26 protein-coding genes are annotated in these 22383 nt (G+C 51.0%); 8 read left to right on the forward strand and 18 right to left on the reverse strand.

Annotated elements, in window-relative coordinates; all coding sequences use genetic code 11:
* Positions 1–34 precede the first annotated feature (34 nt).
* Together ABFZ83_RS04555 and ABFZ83_RS04560 are read left to right on the forward strand one after the other, a co-directional pair.
* Entirely contained in the window at positions 35–1474 is a 1440-nt protein-coding gene (locus ABFZ83_RS04555; protein ID WP_411818245.1) for a cryptochrome/photolyase family protein, read from the forward strand.
* Positions 1475–1525: 51 nt separating this feature from the next.
* Entirely contained in the window at positions 1526–2740 is a 1215-nt protein-coding gene (locus ABFZ83_RS04560; protein WP_411818246.1) for a class I SAM-dependent methyltransferase, read from the forward strand.
* Here ABFZ83_RS04560 and ABFZ83_RS04565 read toward each other — a convergent pair.
* The 9 genes from ABFZ83_RS04565 to ABFZ83_RS04605 all read right to left on the reverse strand — a co-directional run bounded on the left by ABFZ83_RS04565 (position 2737) and on the right by ABFZ83_RS04605 (position 9861).
* Positions 2737–3423 carry an ABC transporter ATP-binding protein gene (locus ABFZ83_RS04565; protein ID WP_411818247.1) on the reverse strand — a complete coding sequence of 229 codons (687 nt, stop codon included), beginning with the start codon at positions 3421–3423 and terminating at the stop codon, positions 2737–2739. The genes ABFZ83_RS04560 and ABFZ83_RS04565 overlap by 4 nt on opposite strands.
* The gene (locus ABFZ83_RS04570; RefSeq protein ID WP_411818248.1) at positions 3416–4708 is read right to left on the reverse strand and encodes a lipoprotein-releasing ABC transporter permease subunit; all 1293 of its coding nucleotides are present in this window, start codon (positions 4706–4708) and stop codon (positions 3416–3418) included. The genes ABFZ83_RS04565 and ABFZ83_RS04570 overlap by 8 nt, the downstream gene beginning before the upstream one ends.
* 11 nt (positions 4709–4719) lie before the next feature.
* On the reverse strand, positions 4720–6063 hold the full coding sequence (gene proS, locus ABFZ83_RS04575; RefSeq protein ID WP_411818249.1) for a proline--tRNA ligase: 1344 nt from the start codon (positions 6061–6063) through the stop codon (positions 4720–4722).
* 97 nt (positions 6064–6160) lie between these two features.
* On the reverse strand, positions 6161–6355 hold the full coding sequence (locus tag ABFZ83_RS04580; protein WP_411818250.1) for a hypothetical protein: 195 nt from the start codon (positions 6353–6355) through the stop codon (positions 6161–6163).
* Positions 6352–6666 (reverse strand): hypothetical protein, encoded by a 315-nt coding sequence (locus tag ABFZ83_RS04585; protein ID WP_411818251.1) that lies wholly within the window; start codon positions 6664–6666, stop codon positions 6352–6354. The genes ABFZ83_RS04580 and ABFZ83_RS04585 overlap by 4 nt, the downstream gene beginning before the upstream one ends.
* Positions 6667–6732: 66 nt before the next feature.
* Entirely contained in the window at positions 6733–7377 is a 645-nt protein-coding gene (locus ABFZ83_RS04590; protein WP_411818252.1) for a CatB-related O-acetyltransferase, read from the reverse strand.
* Positions 7378–7561: 184 nt separating this feature from the next.
* Positions 7562–8059, reverse strand: coding sequence for a hypothetical protein (locus tag ABFZ83_RS04595; RefSeq protein WP_411818253.1), 498 nt, complete (start codon positions 8057–8059; stop codon positions 7562–7564).
* A 57-nt stretch (positions 8060–8116) separates the two neighbouring features.
* Positions 8117–9328 (reverse strand): threonine synthase, encoded by a 1212-nt coding sequence (locus ABFZ83_RS04600; RefSeq protein ID WP_411818254.1) that lies wholly within the window; start codon positions 9326–9328, stop codon positions 8117–8119.
* Entirely contained in the window at positions 9325–9861 is a 537-nt protein-coding gene (locus ABFZ83_RS04605; RefSeq protein WP_411818255.1) for a tetratricopeptide repeat protein, read from the reverse strand. Before ABFZ83_RS04605 ends, ABFZ83_RS04600 begins: the two co-directional genes overlap by 4 nt.
* A 140-nt stretch (positions 9862–10001) precedes the next feature.
* Between ABFZ83_RS04605 and ABFZ83_RS04610 the strand changes: the two genes are divergently transcribed.
* The 3 genes from ABFZ83_RS04610 to ABFZ83_RS04620 all read left to right on the forward strand — a co-directional run bounded on the left by ABFZ83_RS04610 (position 10002) and on the right by ABFZ83_RS04620 (position 12501).
* Complete coding sequence (locus ABFZ83_RS04610; RefSeq protein WP_411818256.1) at positions 10002–10784, forward strand: 3-hydroxybutyrate dehydrogenase; 783 nt, start codon at positions 10002–10004, stop codon at positions 10782–10784.
* Positions 10784–11842 carry a patatin-like phospholipase family protein gene (locus tag ABFZ83_RS04615; RefSeq protein ID WP_411818257.1) on the forward strand — a complete coding sequence of 353 codons (1059 nt, stop codon included), beginning with the start codon at positions 10784–10786 and terminating at the stop codon, positions 11840–11842. The genes ABFZ83_RS04610 and ABFZ83_RS04615 overlap by 1 nt, the downstream gene beginning before the upstream one ends.
* 149 nt (positions 11843–11991) lie before the next feature.
* Positions 11992–12501: a hypothetical protein gene (locus ABFZ83_RS04620; protein ID WP_411818258.1), complete on the forward strand. Its 510-nt coding sequence runs from the start codon at positions 11992–11994 to the stop codon at positions 12499–12501.
* A 45-nt stretch (positions 12502–12546) separates the two neighbouring features.
* Here ABFZ83_RS04620 and ABFZ83_RS04625 read toward each other — a convergent pair whose 3' ends face one another.
* The 8 genes from ABFZ83_RS04625 to ABFZ83_RS04660 all read right to left on the reverse strand — a co-directional run bounded on the left by ABFZ83_RS04625 (position 12547) and on the right by ABFZ83_RS04660 (position 18410).
* A complete protein-coding gene (locus tag ABFZ83_RS04625; RefSeq protein WP_411818259.1) occupies positions 12547–14748 on the reverse strand; it encodes a TonB-dependent receptor in 2202 nt (733 codons plus the stop codon).
* Between the two features lie 88 nt (positions 14749–14836).
* Positions 14837–15151: a hypothetical protein gene (locus ABFZ83_RS04630; protein WP_411818260.1), complete on the reverse strand. Its 315-nt coding sequence runs from the start codon at positions 15149–15151 to the stop codon at positions 14837–14839.
* 80 nt (positions 15152–15231) lie between these two features.
* Positions 15232–15423 (reverse strand): DNA gyrase inhibitor YacG, encoded by a 192-nt coding sequence (gene yacG, locus ABFZ83_RS04635; RefSeq protein ID WP_411818261.1) that lies wholly within the window; start codon positions 15421–15423, stop codon positions 15232–15234.
* On the reverse strand, positions 15407–16576 hold the full coding sequence (locus ABFZ83_RS04640; protein WP_411818262.1) for a ribonuclease E/G: 1170 nt from the start codon (positions 16574–16576) through the stop codon (positions 15407–15409). Before ABFZ83_RS04640 ends, yacG begins: the two co-directional genes overlap by 17 nt.
* Entirely contained in the window at positions 16573–17160 is a 588-nt protein-coding gene (locus ABFZ83_RS04645; protein WP_411818801.1) for a Maf family protein, read from the reverse strand. Before ABFZ83_RS04645 ends, ABFZ83_RS04640 begins: the two co-directional genes overlap by 4 nt.
* 4 nt (positions 17161–17164) lie before the next feature.
* A complete protein-coding gene (gene infA, locus ABFZ83_RS04650; RefSeq protein WP_411818263.1) occupies positions 17165–17383 on the reverse strand; it encodes a translation initiation factor IF-1 in 219 nt (72 codons plus the stop codon).
* Between the two features lie 84 nt (positions 17384–17467).
* Positions 17468–17893, reverse strand: a complete 426-nt coding sequence (locus ABFZ83_RS04655) for a low molecular weight phosphatase family protein (RefSeq protein WP_411818264.1) — start codon at positions 17891–17893, stop codon at positions 17468–17470.
* Between the two features lie 7 nt (positions 17894–17900).
* Positions 17901–18410: a UPF0262 family protein gene (locus tag ABFZ83_RS04660; protein ID WP_411818265.1), complete on the reverse strand. Its 510-nt coding sequence runs from the start codon at positions 18408–18410 to the stop codon at positions 17901–17903.
* A 124-nt stretch (positions 18411–18534) separates the two neighbouring features.
* Here ABFZ83_RS04660 and ABFZ83_RS04665 point away from each other — a divergent pair, with 124 nt between their 5' ends.
* Genes ABFZ83_RS04665 through ABFZ83_RS04675 form a run of 3 tightly spaced genes read left to right on the forward strand, consistent with a single transcriptional unit; the run spans position 18535 to position 21084 of the window.
* Complete coding sequence (locus ABFZ83_RS04665; protein WP_411818266.1) at positions 18535–19491, forward strand: YdiY family protein; 957 nt, start codon at positions 18535–18537, stop codon at positions 19489–19491.
* Between the two features lie 36 nt (positions 19492–19527).
* Positions 19528–20457 carry a rhodanese-related sulfurtransferase gene (locus ABFZ83_RS04670; RefSeq protein WP_411818267.1) on the forward strand — a complete coding sequence of 310 codons (930 nt, stop codon included), beginning with the start codon at positions 19528–19530 and terminating at the stop codon, positions 20455–20457.
* Positions 20458–21084, forward strand: a complete 627-nt coding sequence (locus ABFZ83_RS04675; protein ID WP_411818268.1) for a glutathione S-transferase — start codon at positions 20458–20460, stop codon at positions 21082–21084.
* A 3-nt stretch (positions 21085–21087) separates the two neighbouring features.
* On the opposite strand, the gene hisD is transcribed toward ABFZ83_RS04675, so the two are convergent.
* Complete coding sequence (gene hisD / locus ABFZ83_RS04680; RefSeq protein WP_411818269.1) at positions 21088–22377, reverse strand: histidinol dehydrogenase; 1290 nt, start codon at positions 22375–22377, stop codon at positions 21088–21090.
* Between the last annotated feature and the right edge of the window lie 6 nt (positions 22378–22383).

Consider the following 22383-nt stretch of genomic DNA (forward strand, 5'->3'; position numbering starts at 1 on the left):
TCCACCCGGCGTTAACAGTGCGAATAATACATAAATGAAACAAAGCCCTATCATCGTTTGGTTTCGCAATGATCTCCGCATTGCTGACAACCCTGCCCTCTCGGCTGCTGCAAAGTTAGATGCGCCGGTCATTCCGCTATACATTTATGATCGAAATTTGCGTTATGCGCCCGGTGGCGCATCGCGATGGTGGCTGCATGAGAGCTTGTCGGTTTTGAATGATCGGCTCAAAAATATTGGTTCTAAACTGATATTACGCAGCGGTGACGAAAGCGACATAATCCGCAAACTTATCAAAGAGACAAACGCATCGGCCGTCTATTGGAACCGTAGATATTATAAGCCCGAAGTTGATACTGACAAAAAGCTAAAAACCGCATTATCCGATGCCGGAATAAATGTTGAAACCTTCAACGCATCCCTCTTGCGTGAGCCTTGGGAAATCGAAACCGGTTCCGGGACGCCCTATCGGGTATTTACGCCATTCTGGAAAAAGCTAAAGGAAGCCGGGCCTAATCGCGTGAAAATTCTTCCCGAGCCTAAAAAATTGAAAAGTCCAAAAAATATTTCGAGTGAAAACCTCAAGGATTGGCAGCTCCAACCCACCAATCCTGACTGGGCAGACGGTATCGCCGAGCAATGGAAGCCCGGTGAAACCGAAGCAATGAATAGGCTGAATGAATTTCTTGATGATGAAATCGATAGCTATTCCGAAGGGCGCGACAGGCCGGACAAAGAGTTTACCTCGCGACTTTCGCCCTATCTCCATTTCGGCGAGATCAGCCCTAATCAGATTTGGAATGCTGTAAAGTTGGGTATAGACGCGGATGCGTTTTTGCAAAGTGCTGGCTACAAATTCCTGTCCGAACTCGCATGGCGCGAATTTTCATATTCATTACTGTATTACAATCCTTCCCTGCCAAAGAAACCGCTGCGTAAGGAGTTCACATCTTTCCCTTGGCGTAAAGACACCAAAGCACTTTGGAAATGGCAGCGCGGCGAAACCGGCTACCCCATCGTCGATGCCGGCATGCGTCAACTTTGGCAAACCGGGTGGATGCATAACAGGGTACGGATGATCGTAGCGAGTTTTCTCATTAAAGACTTGCTTATACCGTGGCAGCAAGGCGCAACCTGGTTTCTGGATACGTTGGTCGATGCGGATCTCGCTAACAACTCTGCGGGTTGGCAATGGGTTGCGGGCTCAGGTGCTGATGCGTCCCCATTTTTCCGAATCTTCAATCCTGTCACTCAGGGTGAGAAATTCGATCCCCATGGTGACTATGTGCGCGAATTTGTACCCGAACTAAAAGACCTCCCCGATAAATACATTCATTCACCGTGGAAAGCGCCTGAGCATGTGCTGCAAGAGGCTGGCATAACGCTCGGAAACAATTATAATAAACCTATCGTCGACCACGCCGTAGCTCGAGATCGTGCACTTGCCGGTTATAATGAGATTAAAGGCAAGTAAAGGTGTTCGATCTTGCAACGGACGCAAATAACGTTTTTGCAGGAGCGAAAAATGACGAATACGAATAGCGTAGATCTGGATTTTTCAAAATTTCCATTTGCTTTCCGGCAGCTTTTAAAAATTGCGGATAAAATACGCTATGGCCGTCTGGATATTATTCTTCCAGACGGGAACCGGCTCACATTTTCTGGTGATGAAGAGCCGTCATCGGTTGGAGTAATTGAAGTCAAGAATTTTCGATTTGCGCGGCGCGTGCTTATTGGTGGCGACATAGGTTTTTACGAAAGCTTTGCGGATGGCGATTGGACCACTCCAAATTTAGCGGATTGCTTATATATATTCGCTCGGAATGCGGATCATATTCAAAATGCATTCACAGGATCACCGATCTGGGACCTCATCAACAATATTCGCCACGCTTGGAACAAGAACACCAAAGCAGGATCGCGCCGAAATATAATGGCGCATTATGATCTCGGAAATAATTTCTATCAAGAATGGCTCGATCAAACGATGACCTATTCCTCGGCATTGTTTCCGACACCGGATGCCGATTTGAGCGCCGCACAGATTTACAAATATGAGAACCTTGCCCGATCTATCGATCTTTCAGAAAACGATCACGTTCTTGAAATTGGGTCCGGTTGGGGCGGCTTTGCGGAATACGCTGCTAAAGAACATGGCGCACGAATTACGGGCCTGACAGTCTCACCGGCGCAATATGATTATGCGAAACAACGCATCTTTAATGCGGGCTTGGCGGAGAAGGTTGATTTCAGACTACAGGACTATCGCGATAGCGACGCGACTTTCGACAAGATCGCATCAATTGAAATGTTCGAAGCTGTCGGCAAAGAATATTGGAACACCTATTTTGAAAAAGTCCGTAATGCCTTAAAGCCTGGCGGTATTGCGGGCCTTCAAATTATCACAATCGCCGACCGGTTTTTCGATCATTATTCAAAATCAACCGATTTCATTCAGCGCTATGTTTTCCCCGGCGGCGTTTTGCCGAGCGAGTCAATTCTGAAAAACTTGATCAATGAATCCGGTTTGTCCCTTCGGAAAGCAAATCCCTTTGGTCAGGATTACGCCCGCACATTGAATGAATGGCATCAGCGATTTTTGTCAAAATGGGATACGATTCAAACGCTCGGGTTTGATGACCGGTTTAAGTCGCTATGGCAGTTCTATCTCGCTTATTGCGAAGCTGGTTTCAAAGCCGGCACGACGAATGTATCGCAGTTTTCTGTGGCGCGGGTCTAAGCTGGTTTTTGCTCTTCGATGAGCCGCTGATCACGAATTACAAATATTCTATCCATGCGGTTTGCAAGACGTTGATCATGGGTCGCGATCAATGCGGCTAGCCCTTCGGTTTTCACCAAATTTAACAACGCATCGAAAACAACGTCGGACGTTTTCGGGTCGAGATTTCCTGTCGGCTCGTCCGCCAACAAAATATCAGGTCGGTTCGAAAGCGCCCGCGCAATCGCCGTGCGTTGCTGCTCACCGCCAGATAGCTGACCCGGCTGATGATCGACGCGCTCCCCGAGCCCCATCAAGGTTAGCAACCGCCGCGCTTCTTGCTCGGCCTCTTGCTTTTTGATCCCAGCAATGAGCTGAGGCAGTGCCACATTTCCAAGGGCGGAGAATTCCGGCAAGAGATGATGAAACTGATAGACAAAACCGAGTGTGTTGCGGCGAATATGGGTCCGATCCGCATCACTGAGCTTCGACGTTGGCTGGCCGAGAATGTGCACCTCGCCCGCCGATGCGGTTTCTAGCAATCCTGCGATATGCAATAGCGATGACTTGCCCGAACCGGATGGCCCTAACAACGCGACAGTTTCGCCAGCGCGAAGCGCAAAGTTTATTTCCTCGACGATGACGAGATCACCATAATGGCGAGCGACATTCTCGAGGCGGAGTACGGTGTCTCGTTTACTCATAACGCAGAGCCTCTACCGGGTCTAAACGGGCGGCGCGGGATGCGGGGTAGAGTGTCGATAAAAACGACATAAAGAGCGAGAAGCCGGTGATTAAAAGGACTTCTGTCACTTCGAGTTTTGCAGGCACGCCATCGAGGTAATAAACTTCTGCGGGGAATAGATCGGTCTGGAATAGCGCCGAAAGACCGTTCTCAATCGCGTCAATGTTCAATACAAAAAGAGATCCCAAAATGATCCCCGCAAGCGTGCCAAGCGTTCCAATCATCGTGCCGGAGATCAGGAAGATCCGCAAAACCGATCCTTGCGTTGCGCCCATTGTTCGTAGAACGGCAATATCACCGGTTTTATCTTTCACCAACATAATCAAGCCGGTGACGATATTCAGTGTCGCAACAATGATGATTAAAAACAAAACCAGACGCATGGCAAATCGTTCGATCTGAAGCGCATTGAAATAACTTTGAAACTTTTGCTGCCAATCCATTACGCGAAGGCCCGGCCCTACCGCCATCAAAACGTCACGATAAGACTTTATCTTTTCGGGGTCTTCGACCATGACCTCGATCTGTTGAACGCTTTCACCGAAACCAAAGAAAAGCTGCGCTTGTTCAAGCGGCATGAAGCCATAAATCGCATCATATTCAGCGTTGCCAACATGAAAAATTGCGCCGACCGTATAGGTTTTACGGCGCAGCGTTCGACCAAACGCGGTTTCTGGACCTTGACCTGATATAAGCGTGACAGGATCGCCCGCCCGGACGCCTAACTGGCTTGCAATGCGGCTGCCGAGAGCGATCTCCAGCCCCCCTTTATCGCCGACGCCAAAATTCTCGAACGAGCCATCAACGACATGCTCCGGCCCCGTTACATATGAATTCTTTAACAGGTCTTCACGGCGGACCCCACGAACGACCATGCCTGTTTCGCCAGTTGCACTCACAAAGACCGGAAGCTCAATTAGTGGCGTGGCCGATGTCACGCCGGGTGTGATGGCAAGGGCTTTCGCCATTGAGTCATAATCAGCGATTGATTGTTCTGCGCTGACATGGGCGTGACCATTCACCCCAAGCAATTGATCCAGCAGGGTCAAACGAAAGCCCTGCATGATAGACATGACGCTTATCAGCGCAGCAACAGCCAGCATGATCCCGACAAAAGCAATGCGCGTGATCAGGGAGACGCCCTGCCCGGTTCGCGTCGCCCCCAGATAGCGCCGAGCCACCATCCATTCGAAAAACGAAAAGGGCTTCGTTTTACCCGGTGACGACGGTTGCTGACTGGCCATGCTTTTGCGCCCTATGCGTAATCGAGTGCTTCGGCGATCCGTTCAGCTAAAACGGAACCGACTTTATCAATCGCAAATGTTTCGCGTTCATCGGTAGAGCGATTCTTGACTTCGGCTTCGCCCTTGTCGAGACCGCGTGGCCCAATAACGAGCTGGTATGGAAGGCCGATCAAATCCATCCGCGCAAATTTCTCACCGGGGCGCCCGGCCGTGTCGTCATAAAGAACCTCGACACCTTTTGACGTGAGCTCGGCATAAAGCTTTTCACACGCCGCATCGGAGGCTTCGTCGCCTGTTCTGAGATTGACCAACCCGACCTGATAAGGCGCGACCGGGATTGGCCATTTGCAGCCATTTTCGTCGTGATAGGCTTCGATGATGGCACCCATCAAGCGCGAGACACCAACGCCATAAGACCCCATCTGCACAGGAATTTCATTGCCATCTGGGCCGGCAACTACGGCCTTCATTGGCTTTGAATATTTGTCGCCAAAGAAGAAAATATGCCCAACCTCGATCCCACGCGCAGAGACCTGATGCTTTGCATCGACATTATCGAACTCCGCTTTGTCGTGCATCTCATCCGTGGCGGCATAAAGCGACGTAAACTGATCAAAGATCGGTTTTAGATCGCCGTCAAAGTCAACATCCTTTTTAGGCGTATCCATTTCAACGAGGCGCTTGTCACAGAAAACCGCACTCTCGCCAGTTTCGGCAAGCACGATAAATTCATGGCTGAGATCGCCCCCGATAGGCCCCGTATCGGCGCGCATCGGAATCGCCTTGACGCCTAACCGTGCGAATGTCCGCAGATAAGCCACGAACATTTTGTAATAGCTTTTACGCGCCGCCTCTTCGTCGATATCGAAAGAATAGGAATCCTTCATCAGGAATTCACGGCCGCGCATCACGCCAAAACGCGGACGGATCTCATCCCGGAATTTCCACTGGATATGGTAAAGCAGTTTCGGCAGGTCTTTATACGAACGAACCCCCGCGCGGAAAATCTCAGTGATCATTTCCTCATTGGTCGGGCCGAACAGCATCTCGCGGTCGGCACGGTCAGTAATTCTGAGCATCTCTTTGCCATAGGCGTCATAGCGACCACTTTCGCGCCATAGATCAGCCTGCTGAATCGTCGGCATCAACATCTCGGCGGCACCGGCGCGGTCCTGTTCCTCGCGGACGATCTGTTCGATTTTCTTGAGAACCCGAAAGCCCAGCGGCAGCCACGCGTAAATGCCCGCGCCTTCCTGGCGGATCATGCCGGCGCGCAACATCAGACGATGCGATGCAATCTGCGCCTCTGACGGCGTTTCTTTGAGAACGGGTAAGTAATATCGGCTTAGACGCATATAGGTAACCAAAACTGCTGCTTCGGTTTGCCTTCTAGAGCGTTTTCGCCGGAAGTGGAAACCCTTTGCGCGCCTCAGCGCTCATCGGCGGCAATGACTATTCGGCGCAACCCTGTCCGTTTGCCGTTACGACGCCGGCCTGCGCCAGATAAAGCTCGCTCTGGGGCCCCGCCTCGGCCCACATTGGTTGGCTCGCGTCACATGGCTCTGATGCGGCCAGCATGGATTGCGCAAAACTGGCGATGCCCCAATAAAGGACAGCCATAATCACGATGAAAACGCCCATTTTCATTGCGTCCCCCTACAAAATACGCCTGAATTTCGGAAGGTTGGCCCATTTTCCTCGAGCCGTAGGTCAAACCGGGTCAAAAGCCGTTGGCTTGCCCAGCCATCAAGGCCGTGCTGGCGGAAAACGATGACATCGTTCTCGCCCTGCTGCGGATCCGTTAGGTTAATATTGATGATTGCGCCGCTATTTCGCGCCAATAAATAGCTATCCTGCGCGGCGCAGGCACCGGGGCGCACGATCACGGGTTGGCCCATCGCGCCCAAACCCGCAATCGAGAAACACACACCCGCAATGATGACCCGCCCTTTTTCCATAAGGTCGGATATGCATTGATCGTGCCTTGTTAACCCTCGCGCATGATGAAGGGTTAATTCATGCGGCTACTCTGCCGCCTCAAGCGCGCTTAGGTCTTGGGCGCGGATAGCCGATAGGTTGCGCGTGATCTTATCCGAAGGCCAATCCCACCATGCGATTTCTAAAAGCCGCGCGATGGTTTGCTCGTCGAAACGGCGCTTGATCGTCCGCGCTGGATTCCCAACCGCAATGCCATAGGCCGGTACGTCACGGGCCACCACGGAATAGGAGCCGATGATTGCGCCGTCACCGATTGTCACGCCGGGCATGATAACAGCATTGGTGCCGATCCAGACATCATTACCGATGGTCGTATTCCCGCGTGACCCGCGGGCCCAATCCGCATCAGGGTCTTCCCACCCTTCGCCAAAGATCGCGAAGGGATATGTCGAAAAGCCATCAAGCGCGTGGTTCGCGCCATTCATGATAAATTCTGCACCGGTCGCAATCGCGCAGAACCGACCAATCTTTAGCCGGTCGCCCATATGCTCGAAATGGTAACGCACACAATTGGCGAGGAAGTTTTCCGGGCCCGCCGGATCATCGTAATAGGTATATTCGCCAATCTCGATCATTGGGTGATCGACAATCGGTTTTAGAAACGCGACCTGATTAACGCCTTGCATTGGATGGGTTTGATCGGGGTTCGGGCCCCGTTTGATATCAGACATAAATGAACCTCAAAGTCAGAAATTTCAGGATATATGTAAAATCCGCCACCGGAAGAAAATTCGGCAGAGTGCGCATCGCGCGGCACCTGAAAAACGGATCTAGCTTTAATTGTTCACTGGTCTGAGTACCCTCTTTTGTAGGGTTCTAATGTTTCGATTTTCGCTCAGCGGTCAAGCAAAAAATCTAATCTTTTTTCTGATGCGATCCGACATTGCGGAGATACATGAACGCGCTGGCTAATCGAATTGGCTGGAGCATGATCCAAAAACCGACAACGACAACAGCTAGATTCGGCCAAAATTCGAATGAAAGAACATCACGATTAAGCTCGCCATTAAATTGTCGTGAGGGCTCGTTCAAAAACCTTATTAAATCAAAAGCAATCAGGGGAAGCTTGCCGATAATCAGCGAGAATCCAATCAAGAAACTCCCGATAGAGACTAACATCCGCGCGTCGACATTCAAATTTAGACCGCCGTCGGACTTGATCGTTCGCCTTGCCAAAACGGGAGCGGCAAACCAAATAAATATGGCAAGGGCTAACTGTAATCCCATATTCGCAACAAGGGAAAAATAACCATCGTGCAAAATCTCTTCCCACGACGAAGTTAAAAGTGGTGGCAAATAAAATAATGTCGATGGGAGGTTTGCAGCAAACGTCGCCGCCGCCCATAGGCGCATGATTACAACCAATATCGCTTGAATGCCCGTCATGCGCCTCTCCCCCGAGAAAATGGCTTAAAACTGATCGTAATCAATAGGCTTTGTACGGTCGATTGTTTGGCTATCGCTCGCCATGGGGTATTTAAGACCGGTTGCGCAGTTAAATAAAACGACTTTGTCCGATTTCGCAATTTGCCCGGTTTTTAACGCCTGTCGATAGGCCGCGTAGGTTGCTGCGCCTTCGGGGCATAACAAAAACCCTTCATCGCGCGCGACTTCGCGCCAGCTATCGAATATATCTTTTTCATCGACTGCAATCGCGAACCCATTTGTCTCGCGTACGGCGCGCAATATTAGAAAATCACCAACCGCTGCCGGAACCCGTATCCCCGCCGCCGCAGTCGTTGCATTCTCCCATAGAGGAGCGTGCTCGACGCCCTCTTCCCAAGCCTTGACGATAGGCGCGCAACCGGATGCCTGCACGACGATTAGCTTTGGTCGTTTTGACCCGATCCAGCCGATGGCTTCCAACTCGTCGAAGGCCTTGGCCATCCCGATAAGGCCCGTACCGCCGCCGGTCGGATAGAAAATTGCATCAGGCAGCTCCCAACCAAATTGTTCGGCCAGCTCTAGGCCCATGGTTTTCTTGCCTTCGATCCGGTAGGGCTCTTTCAGGGTTGAAACATCGAACCAACCGACTTTTTCTTTGCCTTCGCCGACGATTTTTCCGCAATCGGTAATTAATCCGTTCACGGTGTAAACATCTGCGCCTTGAAACGCGATCTCTTCAATATTCACGCGCGGCGTGTCATCGGGGCAAAAAACTGTTGTGCGCATATCGGCGGCTGATGCATAGGCGGCCAGTGCCGCCCCTGCATTGCCATTGGTTGGCATAGCGAGATGTTTGAGGCCAAATTCCTTGGCCATTGATACCGCAAGACATAAGCCCCGCGCCTTGAATGATCCCGTTGGCAACCGGCCTTCGTCCTTGACGATCAATTCGCCCGTATGGCCCTCTTTCCGCGCCATCTTTTTAAGCGGGATCAGGGGGGTGACGACTTCGCCAAGTGACACACGGTTTTCCGGCTCTGCCACCGGTAAAAACTCCCGGTAGCGCCAAAAGCCTTCGGTGCGTTTTGAAAGCTCCTCTTTGGTAATGGCTCCCTTAATCGCATCAAGGTCATAGCGCGCCAATAGTGGTTTACCCGCTTCCGACAAATTATGCGGCTTGCCCGCTTCGTATTTTTTGCCGGTATATGAACATTCAAGATGCGTCAGAAAACTCAACGTAGTTTCTCCAGTTTCTTTTGGGCCTGAGTGAAATTTGGATTCACATCCAAGGCGTTTTGATAGGCTTCGATTGCCTTAGCCGGTTTCTTGGTGGCTTCATAGACGAGGCCGATATTATACCACGCGGCCCACGGCTTATTTATTGAAAGCGCCAAGGCGCGTTCATAGTCCGAAAGCGCATTGTCATAATCGAGGCCGAGATAATAGCTGTTCCCCCTGTTGAGAAATGCTTCAGCTAGGGTTTCATCGAGGGCAATCGCTGCATCTAGATCCAGACGCGCGCGTTGATATTGACCAGCACGATTAAGAATGACACCGCGATTGACGAGCGTCTTTTTACGGTCAGCGCGGGTCATATCGCGCCGCTCCAGCGCAGCGTCACAATTCGCCGTGTCTGACGAGAATTGATTGGACGCGTCCTGATAGCATGCCATTGCCTCGGTCGCGCCCACGGTCGTAACCGACATCTGGGCCGAGGCTGTTTGTATGAAAACCGTGAAACTCAATATCGAAACTAAGGTAGACCGCATGGCTGTTCTCCCGTTTCTGCGCAATCCCTAGCCTATGATAGATTTATGAAACCTCGAAACGGGACGACGATTTGTGAGTTGTATTTATTGCGCCGCAGCAAATATGATAGACCAAAGAAAACTGATCAGAGGACGAAAACATGACTAAAACGCTCAACGCCGTCATCACTGGTTCTACCTCGGGAATTGGCCTCGGAATTGCGACCTCCTTCGCTGCTGAAGGGTGGAACGTCATGCTGAACGGCTTCGGTGATGCGGACGAAATCGAAGCGACGCGCGCAGGGCTGGCCGAAAAATACAATGTTGATGTCCGCTATAACGGCGCGGATATGACCAAACCGGACCAAATTGATGACTTGATCAAGGAAGCCGAAATTGCGTTTGGCCAGATTGATATACTCGTAAATAATGCGGGCATTCAATTTGTCTCGCCTATTGAAGATTTCCCTACCGAGAAATGGGACGCCATCATTGCCATTAATCTAACCTCAGCGTTTCATACGACCAAGGCTGTTTTCAAAGGAATGAAAGAACGCGGGTTTGGGCGCATCATCAATGTGGCTTCCGCACACGGATTAGTCGCTTCCCCGTTCAAAGCCGCGTATGTCGCTGCAAAACACGGTGTCGTCGGGCTGACAAAAACTGTCGCGCTTGAGGGGGCAGAATTTGGCGTGACCTGCAATGCGATTTGTCCTGGTTATGTTAAAACGCCCTTGGTCGAAGCACAGATCCCGGATACTGCCAAAGCGCGCAACATGAGCGAAGAAGAAGTCGTTCAGAAAGTCATTCTGGAAGCGCAGCCAACCAAACAATTTGTAACGACCGAACAGGTTGGAGCGATGGCGGTGTTTCTCTGTTCTGATCATGCGGCACAAATTACTGGCGCAGCCCACCAGATTGATGGTGGCTGGGTCGCGAAATAATGGCAGCGCCTAAAAAGATAAATCTTGCCTTTCAGGGTGGCGGCTCACACGGAGCCGTCACATGGGGCGTTGCGGATCGTCTGCTTGAGGATGAACGCTTAGAGATCGACTCGATTTCAGGCTCAAGTGCGGGGGCCGTCAACGCGACCGCCCTCGCCTATGGCCTCCATAAAGGCGGCTGCGAGGGGGCGCGTGAGGCATTAGACAACCTATGGAAACAGATTAGCCGCGCGGGCGAACGCTATAGTCCCGTTAAAGCTAACCCTTTTCCAATGGCTGTCGGTGCGACAGACCTCGTGAACGCATTCTCTTATCAGATGTTTGAAACCATCACGCGCGCACTTTCGCCCTATCAATTTAATCCGTTCGACATAAATCCACTTCGAGAAATTCTTGACCAATGCATTGATTTCGAAAGCCTGCGCGATTGCGATAAAACCAGGCTGTTTGTCGCCGCGACGAATGTCAGAAATGGTCGTGTGCATGTTTTTGAAACACACGAAATGTCGGTCGATGTCGTTAGCGCCTCAACCTGTCTTCCGTTTCTTTTCAAAGCGGTCGAAATTGACGGTGAACATTATTGGGATGGCGGCTATATGGGTAATCCGGTCCTTTTCCCGTTTTTCTATGAGGCCGACACATCGGATATAATTATCGTTCACGTAAATCCGATTGAACGTGATGACCTCCCTACGACACCAACCGAAATTAGCAATCGTATAAATGAGATCAGTTTTAACTCATCTTTGCTGCGGGAATTGCGCGCAATTAATTTTGTGCAGAAGTTGCTAGATGATGGTTGGATAAAAGATGAGTATCGTGATCGCCTACGGAATATCCGCATTCATTCCATTCGATCCGACGAAGCGCTTATGGATTTTGATGTTTCTACAAAATTCAGAACCGATTGGGCGTTCCTTTCGGGGCTGAAAGAAAAAGGCCGTGCAATCGCCGATAGCTGGCTCGAAGATAATTTTGAAAAAATCGGGCAGAAATCGTCAGTGAACTTACGCGACATGTTTGCCCGCGAGGGCCGCTTTAAACGCAAAGATCTATAAAGAGTTCCAACAATAATTGATTAAATTGATGTCATGACAAGGACGTCATGACACAGGCTTAACTTACATTATTTCGAACAGCTCCTAACTTTATCACTGCACGGCGTATTCACGCTACGTGTTCAGGAAGATAACAAAGGAGCAACCCCATGTTACGATCATCACTGATTAGCGCGTCCGCAATCGCATTGTTAACAACAGCTGCATGCGCGCAGGACACACCAAAGGTTGAAGCCACGAAATTAGATTCCGAAACAAAAATCGTAGATGCATCTCAGGTTGAAACCCGCGATGAGGCCAAATTATTTGCGGAATCTGAATTTGCACAAGCCGACCTAGATGGTGACGGACAAATCGATAAGTCAGAATTTTTGGCCTATGCATCTGTCCATGCGCCGGTCAATGAACCAGCGCTGACAAATGAGCCTCGCGCCGATCATGCCGCAGAAATTGCAGAAGCGCCCGCACAAGAGAAATCCGCAGAAGAAACCTTTGCGGAAATCAGCAATGGCGATGAAGCGATTTCAGAAACAGAAATGGTTGAAACGCGTGTTGCGCAATTTGATGAAGCTGACGCCAATGATGATGAAAAGCTCGATGAGCAAGAAAGTCAGCAATTTGCGAGCATGACCAAGCCGCCCGCAGTCGATACTCTTTAATGGATAGGAAAGCGGTGCCCGCGCAAAACGCGGGCACCGTTATTTTTAAAATTCCCCGCGAAGGGTCACTTTGAAATTGCGGCCTGGTAACGACGCAACGTCTTTCAGGAACGAAGTATGCAAACGCGCTTCTTCGTCAGTAAGGTTGTCGGCACGGAACTGAACGGAAAGGCCGTGACCTTTCCCGCCCGGACGCCAGGTCATCGCTAGATTTACGAGCGCATAACCATCAGTCGGAAGCTCTTCCACGGAAATCTTGTCTTGCTTGGCAGCGAGTTCGACTTCGCCACGAAGATCCACATAAGAAGAGTTTGCTTCGATACCGAGAATTGAACGCAATGGCGGAATGCGCGGAACGTTTCCGCCATTGTCTTTGAATTTAGCGCGGACGTAATCAACCTGTGCTGATGATGAAACATCGAAACCGCCGACCGTAAAGAGATCCGCTTCAATCTGTGTTTCGAACCCTTTGAAGACCGCATCCCGGGCATTGAATTCAAAGACAGGGAGTTCGTCTTCTTCTTCGCCAGTCGCAATAAGAGCAACGAAGTCATCATAGCTTGTATAGAAACCGTTTACAGTGACCGACAATGGGCCAAGTTCACCGTGAACAGTCGATTCGATGCCCGTCGCGGTTTCAATACCAAGATCCGGATCACCGACCTCATACGCATTTGTCGCAAGGTGCGGGCCGTCTGAGAACAGTTCCTCTGGTGCCGGTGCACGCTCCGTACGAAGACCATTTACGCCTATGAAAAGGTTTTCGTTTGGCTCGAAGCCGATACCTGCAGATACACTAAATGCGTCAAAGGTTCGTTTCAGTGCAATGGATTCGGCCTCAGTTGAGGTATGTTCATAACGGCCGGCCACCTGAACATGGACCGGGCCATTTTCATATTCACGCACGGTGAATACGCCGAACTGATTTGTTACGTTTGGCGGCGTGAATGCCTCTGCGCCAATCGCTTCGAAATCACGGTGCTTGTACTGGAAGCCCGTCGCGCCGCGGAAATTACCGAAGCGTTTTTCAAGGAATTCAACGCGAGCCTGATAGCCCGTATTGTTGAACTCGGTTCCGACTTCATCACCTTCGAGTTCGCGGTGAACATAGTCGGCATAGCCAAACCGGACCTTCGTTGTATCGATGAAGAAGAATGGCTTGTTTAACTCGCCCCGAACATCGAAACGTTTTTGCTCAAGTGCGATGCGCACGTCCTCTTCACCATGCGCATGTTCATCATCATGATCCTCGTCGTGATCTTCATCATGATCGTCGTCATCGTGATCATCATGTTCGTCTTCTTCATGTTCTTCTTCATGGTGATGATGGCCGCCACCAGGGATGCCGTAATTCGATTTGGTGGTTTTGCCAGAAATACCGAAGAAACCATCTTCGAAAATCAAGGAAGCACCGATTGAACCGCCTTTGGTCACCATGTCGGAATTATCGACAAAGCCAAACGCTTCTTCCTCTTCGTGCTCATGGTCATGATGCGCTTCATCGTCGTGATCATCATGATCGTCATGGTCATCGTCATCATGATCATCGTGCTCTTCTTCCTCTAGAGCACGAAGCGCTTCGGATTCAGCAAAACCAGGAATCTCGTAATCATCGGTTTTCCGATAGAAACCGTCGCCGTGGAAGACCAAGGCAGTGTCCCCGAACTTCCCGAGGAGAACATCAAAACCGCCAGCGGCCTCGATGGAATCATTCACCGTTCCATAGCTTGTGCGGAGCGCACCATCGATACCTTCTTCCGGCACTTCGCTAGGAATACGGCCATCGAATACGTTGACGACACCGCCAGCAGCCGAACTTCCGAAGAAGAGTGCCGCCGCGCCGCGTACAATTTCGATACGTTCGGCGGTCGCAGGTTCTACTGCTACCGCGTGGTCGTCACTAACGGTCGATGCGTCGATAGAACCGATACCCGCATCAAGAACGCTGACCCGGTCACCACCAAGCCCACGAATGATTGGGCGGCTGGCAGCCGGCCCAAAGAATGTCGATGAAACACCAGGCTCCTGACGGATTAATTCGCCAATAGAGGCCTCGCCCCGTGTGGCTAAATCCGCTTCGGTCAGAACAGAAGCCGCAATAATTGACTCATGTTCTGGATGAGCAATCGGAGATCCCGTTACGATGATTTCATCGTCTTCGTGACCATGGTCATTCGATAGGTCTTGTGCACGCCCACCGGCATTCACAAATAAAGTCGTGCACGCAGAAAGGCATGCGGTTGTCATAAATAGATTTCGCTTCACAGCATTAACTCCCAAATAGCCGCACGCAGCCAAATGCGTCGGCGCAACAATCACAGAAATGAGTGGATTGTTATTTGGAAGGCGGTCCGCGAGGGCGCGCAGCACGGATTGCGACTAACGCGCGTTCTGTCTGAGTAATTTGATCAGCTGCGCGCCAAACGGTAAACGCCACAAAAAGCACGAATGCAGAAGCTGGCACGGCTTTATCGTCACCCGATTTAACCAATGTCAGAACACAAGCCTGGCCATCATGCTGGTGGGGCCGGTCACCATATTTAGAGCTGTGAGCCGCTGACAGAAGTTGTGACAACAGAAACGCGGAGACCACTGCGATAAGCATGGCAGTCCACCGAGTTGGCCCCATTGTCGACGGTCGAAGCGTCATCTTCTATCCCTAAGCGATAAGGCGTACCCCTAGCGCGAATTGTTATAATCTCACAACCCAAAATAGTTGTCTAGGATGGATTAAATGCGATCATCCTCATTAATGCCTTCGCTATCGTCATCTTGTGCGGGTATCGCATAGCTGCCATTCAGCCACCGATGGAGATCGACGTCGGCGCAGCGTTTCGAGCAAAATGGCAGATATTCCTGCACCGTTGCCTGATTGCATATCGGGCATTTTCCACCCGAATTGTCATTACTGGCTACAGTCAAATGCCCGCTCCTTCAGTGCTGGGTTCTCGGAGATTTCGAAACGAGCGCCATAGCGCGCCTCCAGCCGGGATGTCCAGACCGGCTTCTCGGCCAAATATTTTGCAATTGCTGCGCCTACCCCAAGATCCACGGTGTTACTCGTATTTTCTTTGAGTGCACTCTCTAGCGCCCATATCGCCATTTTTGCCGCGGTTTCAACCGTGAACACCCGCCCGGAAACCGGCTCACCACCGGAAAATTCGGTGAGTTGATCGAGCAAACTCAAGCCCCGCCGAGGGAGTAAAAAGCTATAGAGGCCCGATCTGGAAAAGCTCGGCGATTTCAGCCCGCTGACGCCTTTCGAACGCTCCGAAAGATGGGATGAAAATTTGGCTCTCGCTTTTGCGCTGGTGATCGAAGGAAAATCCACAACGACATGACCGCTAATATTCCGAATGCTGATTTGTCGGAAAAGCTCATCCGCCGCAGCGTAGGCCACGCGCTCTCGTAACCTCGCCGATGATGCGGCAATCATTGCTCCGGTATCAACATCGATTGAAGTAAGCGCCTGCGCTTCGTCAATTATAATTGCACCGCGGTTATTCAGTTCGACTTTCCGCTCCAACGCGCGTTCAAATTCTTGCGTCAATTCGTAAGCTTCAAACAAGCTTGTGGGCTTGCTGAAATGATCGATGTTTTTCAGGCCCGCTTTGATCAACACCTGAACCGCATCGCCATCATCTATTGTAATGCAGTCAAAATCAGCACCTAAAGCATCGAATGGCTCAATCGCGGCATCCTTGATCGGTTCTGACCTACCGATCGTTTTTTGGTCGCTACACGGATCGATGAAAATCAGTTCTGCGCCTTTTTCCTGTCGCGGCGGCGTTTTTACTTCTATTTCAATAAAAGCACCTTCGACACACGCATCTTTGAATTTAGGTTTTATGGATAAGAAACCGGATTGCTTATCGTTCAAGGCAATAAATGCAGCATTCAAGCTATTATCGATGCGGGAAATTTTTCCGATGAAGCGCCGCCCTTCTCGCGGTTCAATGTCTACGGCTTCATCACCGCGAGCAGGGCCAAACCAAAATTGAGAAACCTGATCATCCTGTAATAATGCTGCGCGCGTTTGCGCTACACCACATTCAATAATCAGATGACTGCTCACTTCTTGTACCCGGCACCGTCAAGGAGGTTAGCTGTCTCAAAAAGCGGTAAACCAACGACGTTTGAATGGGAGCCTGTGATCATGACTATATGTTTGGAGAATAACCCTTGAATGGCATAGCCGCCGGCCTTGCCATCCCATTCTCCGCATTCAATATATTCATCGATCGCCTGTTGATCGAGAACACGAACTTTGACGCGCGTCTCGACTGCTCGGCTGAGAACACGACCATCGGGCGTCACCAATGCAACGCCGCTATAAACCCGGTGAGATCTGCCAGACAACAACGTTAAACATTCACGCGCCGTGTTTTCGTCTTCTGATTTTGGTAAAATTCGCCGCCCACAGGCAACAGCCGTATCTGACCCCAGCACAAAAGCTGGCGCATTGTCTTGCGCAACTTTCTCGGCTTTTTCGCGGGCAAGTCGCTCGACATAATGATATGCGCGTTCGCCAGGCTGTTCCGTTTCGTCAATATCGGCCGGAATGATTTTGTCTGGCGTGACGCCAATCTGCGCCAATAGCGCCTTGCGCCGCGGGCTGGCGCTAGCAAGGATTAATGGCGATTTTGGCATTGCGGAGATCGGTTTACTTAAAGCGATAGGAAATACGGCCTTTTGTCAGGTCGTATGGTGTCATTTCCACCAGAACCTTATCGCCAACGAGAACCCGAATACGGTTCTTGCGCATTTTCCCGGCGGTATGCGCGATAATCATATGATCATTTTCGAGTTTTACCCGGAATGTCGCATTCGGGAGGAGTTCTTCAACAACCCCTTCAAACTCTAGCAATTCTTCCTTTGCCATAGGCGTCTCAACCTTGATAATCCCCTAGCGGTGGTTCACCCACCCTGAATCCGCGCGGAACCTTGGTTCCTAAGGCCACGAAAATCAAGACTTTTCCTTGATATCAGCGAACCTGCGCTCAATCTTTTCCTTTAGTGTGTCCCTTACTCTCTTATAGGACGCGACGATGGCGTCCCGTCCCCCGCGTTCTTCGGAGGGATTTTCGATATCCCAGAACTCGATTGCCGCCCGAGGCAACTTTCGGCGCGCTTCTACCGCAGCTTCCGGGGTCAGTGCGATGACGACGTCAAAGCTCTCCAGATCGACGTCATTCAGCGTTTTCGGCTCGTGATCATGCATCGCGACGCCCAATTCATTCATGACAATTTCAACGAATGGATCGAGCCCGCCTTCGTAAATTCCCGCTGAATCAACGCGCAGCGAATTTCCGGCTTTGAGGCGCAGCAATGCGGCCGCCATAGGCGAACGCACGGAATTCATATTACATGCAAAAAGCACATTGCTTGTCATTTGGTTCTCACCGCATATGGAAACTGCATATCAGCGTAAATAATCGCCGTGCAGTGTTTTCATCTAATTCAATCTTATCTTTGAGGCGTTCTTGTAATATCTCGGAACCCTCATTGTGCATGCCGCGCCGCGCCATATCGATTGTCTCAATCTGCGCTGGTGCTGCCGTGCGGATGGCGTCGTAGTAACTCTCACACAACATGAAATAGTCTTTGATGATGCGCCGAAACGGCGTCATCGACAGATGAACTTGGCCGAGCGCCTGTCCGCCCGCCATGCGAACATCGAAAACCAACCGGCGCTCTATATTCGACAAATACAGTTCAAATGGACCGCTCTCGGCACCAACGGGATGAAAATAGTTTTCCTCAAGCAGATCATAAACGGCGACTTTCCGCTCATGCTCGATATCGGCTGTCGCGGGCGCGAGGGAGCGTTCGTCAAGCTCAATCTTGACGATATATAGCTTCGCTTGGTTTTTCTCGTCGCCAGTCATCCCCGCTCCGACTCGGTTCATGATCTTTATTAACCGGCTGCGCCTTGCCAGTCACGTAGCCATTCGTCAACTTGCGTTATAAAGAAAAGCGTGCGACTTCCTTAGCCACTAATACTTACAGTTTAAGAGTAACGAGCCTGTCCCGATGCCCAAGCTTATGCCTGCGCTTTATGCGGTCCCTTTGTTTTTAGTTTCAACCGCTCAAGCGCAAGAAAGCCCGGCCATCCCTGATATCGCTCAGGCACTGCTCGACGAGGCCTATAAGACCGAATCGCCAGAAGAGATCGCCGCTGTAGCAAACGCGGTTAAGGCGGTTTTTCCCGATTATGCGGATCAAATCGTTGCACAAACCAGCGAAAAAATCGCCGCTTTCACGCCGCCTGAACCGCCAAAACAAAAAAAGCAGCCGAAAAAGACCCTCGCCGCCAAGCCAAAACCCTCTGCTGGGCTATTCGCGCTCGAGCCTTGGACCGGTAAAGCACAGGCCTCTGGACAGCTATCAACGGGGAATTCGGAAAATGCGAGCATCGGCATTTTGGTCGATGCAAAGCGTAGTACCCAGCGCCTGACCCATAATTTCAAGGGTTATATCGACCTTGGGGAATCGAATGGCGTAACCAACCAAAAACGTTGGGGCGGCTCATATCAGCTAGACGTCAATGTCAGCGACCGCAGTTATGCCTATGGCCGTGTATCTTTCGACGAAGACCAGTTCACGGGCTTTGATTACCGGATGTTTGGCGGTCTCGGTCTTGGTTATTACTTCAAACAGGCCAATGAATTCACCTGGAAGGTCGAGGGCGGTCCGGGTTATCGATACTCGCCAATCGCGGACAGTAAGGAAATCGACCAATCTTTCGCGCTTTATGCGTCGAATGAGTTTATTTGGCTGATCCGCGAAGGGGTGAAATTCGAACAAGATGTCACCGTAACCTGGACAGAACCTACAACGACGATTGAATCCGTATCTTCTCTAACCACCAAGATTTGGGGCGATATTTCGACAGGGTTATCCTTTGAATACCGCTATGAGACCGATCCACCGGAAGATAGCGAAAATACCGATACAATCGCTAAGGCATCACTTATCTACGGGTTCTAGTTGAGCCTGAGCGCTTGCTCGCGTATGACGCCCCCCATGTCGAATATAGTTGTTGCTGCTTTTTACAAATTTGCCGCGCTCCCGGATTACGCTGAATATCAGGCCCCGTTACACGATGAGGCTATGGATGCCGATGTCCGGGGCACGATTTTACTCGCTAAGGAAGGGGTAAACGGAACAATTGCCGGCCCTCGGGCGGGCATTGATCGCGTTCTGTCGCATCTTAAATCCCTGCCCGGTTGCTCTGACCTTGAATGGAAAGAGTCTTATGCCGACGAAAACCCTTTTTTGCGGATGAAAGTCCGCCTCAAAAAGGAAATTGTGACGATGGGTGTTGGTGATATCGAGCCGGAAAAAAGCCACGAAATGTATGTGGAGCCACATGACTGGAACAATGTCATCTCCGACCCGGATACAATCGTTATCGACACGCGCAATGATTACGAAGTCAGTATAGGGACCTTTGAGGGTGCGATTAATCCAAAAACGAAATCTTTCCGCGAATTCCCGGAATGGTTCCGAAAATTTCGCGAAGAGAACCAGGTTAAAAAAGTAGCGATGTTTTGTACTGGCGGTATTCGCTGCGAGAAATCGACGGCCTTTCTTCGTTCCGAAGGTGTCGATGATGTTGTTCACCTAAAAGGCGGGATACTGAAATACCTAGAAACCGTTCCGAAGGAAGAAAGCCGTTGGAATGGCGAATGTTTCGTATTTGATAATCGCGTTTCGGTTGGCCATGATCTTGAACCCGGCTCCTATGACATGTGCCACGCTTGCCGCCAGCCCATCACCGAAGAAGACAAACAGTCTGAACATTATCGCCCGGGCGTATCCTGCCCGAATTGCCATGACCGCCTGACCGAAGAGCAAAAGCGCAATTTTGCTGAACGACAGAAACAAGTCGAACTCGCAAAAGCGCGCGGCGAAACCCATATAGGAATGCAGACACCAAAATCGGAGGGATAAATGTCTTTACCGATCCTCTATTCTTTTCGTCGTTGCCCTTATGCCATGCGTGCGCGGATGGCGCTGGCGGTTAGCGGCCAAAATGTACGGCTTCGCGAAATCGTTTTACGCGACAAGCCCGATGAAATGATTGAAGCATCCCCAAAAGCGACCGTGCCAGTGCTTGTCGCCGATGACAAGGTTGTTGACGAGAGTATCGCCATTATGCGGTGGGCGCTTGGGCGTCACGACCCCGAAGCCTGGCTTGAGAAAGCAGATTTTTCTCTCATTGAGGAAAATGACGGACCGTTCAAGCACCACCTCGATCGCTACAAATACTCTACTCGGTATGAAGATGTAGACGCACTGGAGCATCGCGAGGCGGGCGTTGCGTTTTTGCGCAAACTGGAAGCTAAGCTCGACGACGCCCCCTATATTGCAGGTCAAAAACGGGGCCTCGCGGATATGGCAATTTTTCCGTTTGTTCGGCAATTTCGCATTGCGGATATGGATTGGTTCGACGAGACAGACCTGCCCAATGTACAGCGTTGGCTTTCTGAATTGATGGAATCGGAAATTTTCAAATCTGTGATGAAAAAATATCCGACTTGGAAGGAAAGCGGCGAAGAATTCGCCTTCCCCGCTTAAGGTCTATTTTAGCCGTACCCGTACAGAGTTTGCGTGGCTCGGTAAGCCTTCTGCGTCCGCAAGGGTCGCTGCGGCAGGACCAATCTTCGCCAAGGCGTCCGCATCACACCCAATGATGGATGTGCGTTTCATAAAATCAAGCACAGACAAACCTGAAGCGTAGCGAGCCGAGTGAACCGTTGGAAGAACGTGATCTGGACCCGCAACATAATCGCCGACTGCCTCGGGTGTATAACGGCCCATGAATATTGCGCCCGCGTGACGGATTTTAGTCAGGAGTTCTTCCGGGGCCTCGATGGCTAACTCAAGGTGCTCCGGCGCAATCCGATCGACGATTGCGGGCGCTTCATCAAGGGTTCCTACGACGATGATCGCCGAATTATCGTGCCACGCCGCTGCGGTAATCTCTTTGCGCTCACTCTCCGCAATTTGCTCATCAACCGCATTAGATACGCGATCCGCAAATTGCGCATCGTCAGTGATAAGAATGCTTTGTGACGAAGGGTCGTGCTCCGCCTGCGATAGCAAATCAGCAGCGATCCAAGCAGGCTCGTTCTGACCGTCAGCGACGACAAGGATTTCCGATGGCCCTGCGATGCTATCGATACCTACTTTACCAAATACCTGCCGTTTCGCCTCGGCCACATAGGCATTGCCCGGCCCTACGATGACATCAACCGGCGCAATCGGGCCAGCACCATAAGCAAGCGCCGCAATCGCTTGTGCGCCCCCGATACGGTAGATCTCAGTTATGCCGGCGCGCTTGGCCGCTGCTAACACGAGCGGGTTCATCTCGCCGCCTGGCGCGGGGGTTACCAAGGCTAGTCGCTCAACCCCCGCGACCTGAGCCGGGATCGCATTCATCAACACGCTCGAAGGATAAGCGGCGCGTCCGCCTGGCGCATATAATCCAGCCGCATCGACGGCGTTCCAACGCCAGCCGAGGGTCACACCCATATCATCCGTGTAACGCTCATCTTTCGGAAGCTGTTTTAGGTGATAGCTGCGAATTCTATCGGCGGCAAAATCAAGCGCCTTTAAATCTTCCGCGCGGCACTGTTTTTCCGCGTTTTCAATCTCTGCGTCGGTGATTTTGAGATTGGCTTCACTAAGTGCGAACCCGTCGAATTTCTGGGTCAGCTCTGAAAGAGCATCCATGCCGTCAGCGCGGATTTTATTGATCACTTCCCGGACGACTGCACTAACATCCGCGCCGCCGTCTCGGTCTTTTGATATGAATTGCTCAAACGCGGAAGCAAAATCCGCAGAGCTGCTATCTAGTCGCAAAACCATACTTCG

Source organism: Hyphococcus formosus (assembly GCF_046736345.1).
GTDB classification, from domain to species: domain Bacteria; phylum Pseudomonadota; class Alphaproteobacteria; order Caulobacterales; family Parvularculaceae; genus Hyphococcus; species Hyphococcus formosus.

What these genes read in the sequence shown, in the direction of transcription:
- ABFZ83_RS04655 (WP_411818264.1), bottom strand. Translation starts at nt 17,893, where the DNA reads ATGACAAGCAATGTGCTTTTTGCATGTAATATGAATTCCGTGCGTTCG.
- ABFZ83_RS04555 (WP_411818245.1), top strand. Translation starts at nt 35, where the DNA reads ATGAAACAAAGCCCTATCATCGTTTGGTTTCGCAATGATCTCCGCATT.
- ABFZ83_RS04570 (WP_411818248.1), bottom strand. Translation starts at nt 4,708, where the DNA reads ATGGCCAGTCAGCAACCGTCGTCACCGGGTAAAACGAAGCCCTTTTCG.
- ABFZ83_RS04595 (WP_411818253.1), bottom strand. Translation starts at nt 8,059, where the DNA reads ATGCGCCTATGGGCGGCGGCGACGTTTGCTGCAAACCTCCCATCGACA.
- ABFZ83_RS04565 (WP_411818247.1), bottom strand. Translation starts at nt 3,423, where the DNA reads ATGAGTAAACGAGACACCGTACTCCGCCTCGAGAATGTCGCTCGCCAT.
- proS (WP_411818249.1), bottom strand. Translation starts at nt 6,063, where the DNA reads ATGCGTCTAAGCCGATATTACTTACCCGTTCTCAAAGAAACGCCGTCA.
- ABFZ83_RS04580 (WP_411818250.1), bottom strand. Translation starts at nt 6,355, where the DNA reads ATGAAAATGGGCGTTTTCATCGTGATTATGGCTGTCCTTTATTGGGGC.
- ABFZ83_RS04670 (WP_411818267.1), top strand. Translation starts at nt 19,528, where the DNA reads ATGTCGAATATAGTTGTTGCTGCTTTTTACAAATTTGCCGCGCTCCCG.
- ABFZ83_RS04620 (WP_411818258.1), top strand. Translation starts at nt 11,992, where the DNA reads ATGTTACGATCATCACTGATTAGCGCGTCCGCAATCGCATTGTTAACA.
- ABFZ83_RS04665 (WP_411818266.1), top strand. Translation starts at nt 18,535, where the DNA reads ATGCCCAAGCTTATGCCTGCGCTTTATGCGGTCCCTTTGTTTTTAGTT.
- ABFZ83_RS04585 (WP_411818251.1), bottom strand. Translation starts at nt 6,666, where the DNA reads ATGGAAAAAGGGCGGGTCATCATTGCGGGTGTGTGTTTCTCGATTGCG.
- hisD (WP_411818269.1), bottom strand. Translation starts at nt 22,377, where the DNA reads ATGGTTTTGCGACTAGATAGCAGCTCTGCGGATTTTGCTTCCGCGTTT.
- ABFZ83_RS04675 (WP_411818268.1), top strand. Translation starts at nt 20,458, where the DNA reads ATGTCTTTACCGATCCTCTATTCTTTTCGTCGTTGCCCTTATGCCATG.
- ABFZ83_RS04610 (WP_411818256.1), top strand. Translation starts at nt 10,002, where the DNA reads ATGACTAAAACGCTCAACGCCGTCATCACTGGTTCTACCTCGGGAATT.
- ABFZ83_RS04605 (WP_411818255.1), bottom strand. Translation starts at nt 9,861, where the DNA reads ATGCGGTCTACCTTAGTTTCGATATTGAGTTTCACGGTTTTCATACAA.
- ABFZ83_RS04660 (WP_411818265.1), bottom strand. Translation starts at nt 18,410, where the DNA reads ATGAACCGAGTCGGAGCGGGGATGACTGGCGACGAGAAAAACCAAGCG.
- ABFZ83_RS04560 (WP_411818246.1), top strand. Translation starts at nt 1,526, where the DNA reads ATGACGAATACGAATAGCGTAGATCTGGATTTTTCAAAATTTCCATTT.
- ABFZ83_RS04590 (WP_411818252.1), bottom strand. Translation starts at nt 7,377, where the DNA reads ATGTCTGATATCAAACGGGGCCCGAACCCCGATCAAACCCATCCAATG.
- ABFZ83_RS04625 (WP_411818259.1), bottom strand. Translation starts at nt 14,748, where the DNA reads ATGACAACCGCATGCCTTTCTGCGTGCACGACTTTATTTGTGAATGCC.
- ABFZ83_RS04615 (WP_411818257.1), top strand. Translation starts at nt 10,784, where the DNA reads ATGGCAGCGCCTAAAAAGATAAATCTTGCCTTTCAGGGTGGCGGCTCA.
- ABFZ83_RS04630 (WP_411818260.1), bottom strand. Translation starts at nt 15,151, where the DNA reads ATGACGCTTCGACCGTCGACAATGGGGCCAACTCGGTGGACTGCCATG.
- infA (WP_411818263.1), bottom strand. Translation starts at nt 17,383, where the DNA reads ATGGCAAAGGAAGAATTGCTAGAGTTTGAAGGGGTTGTTGAAGAACTC.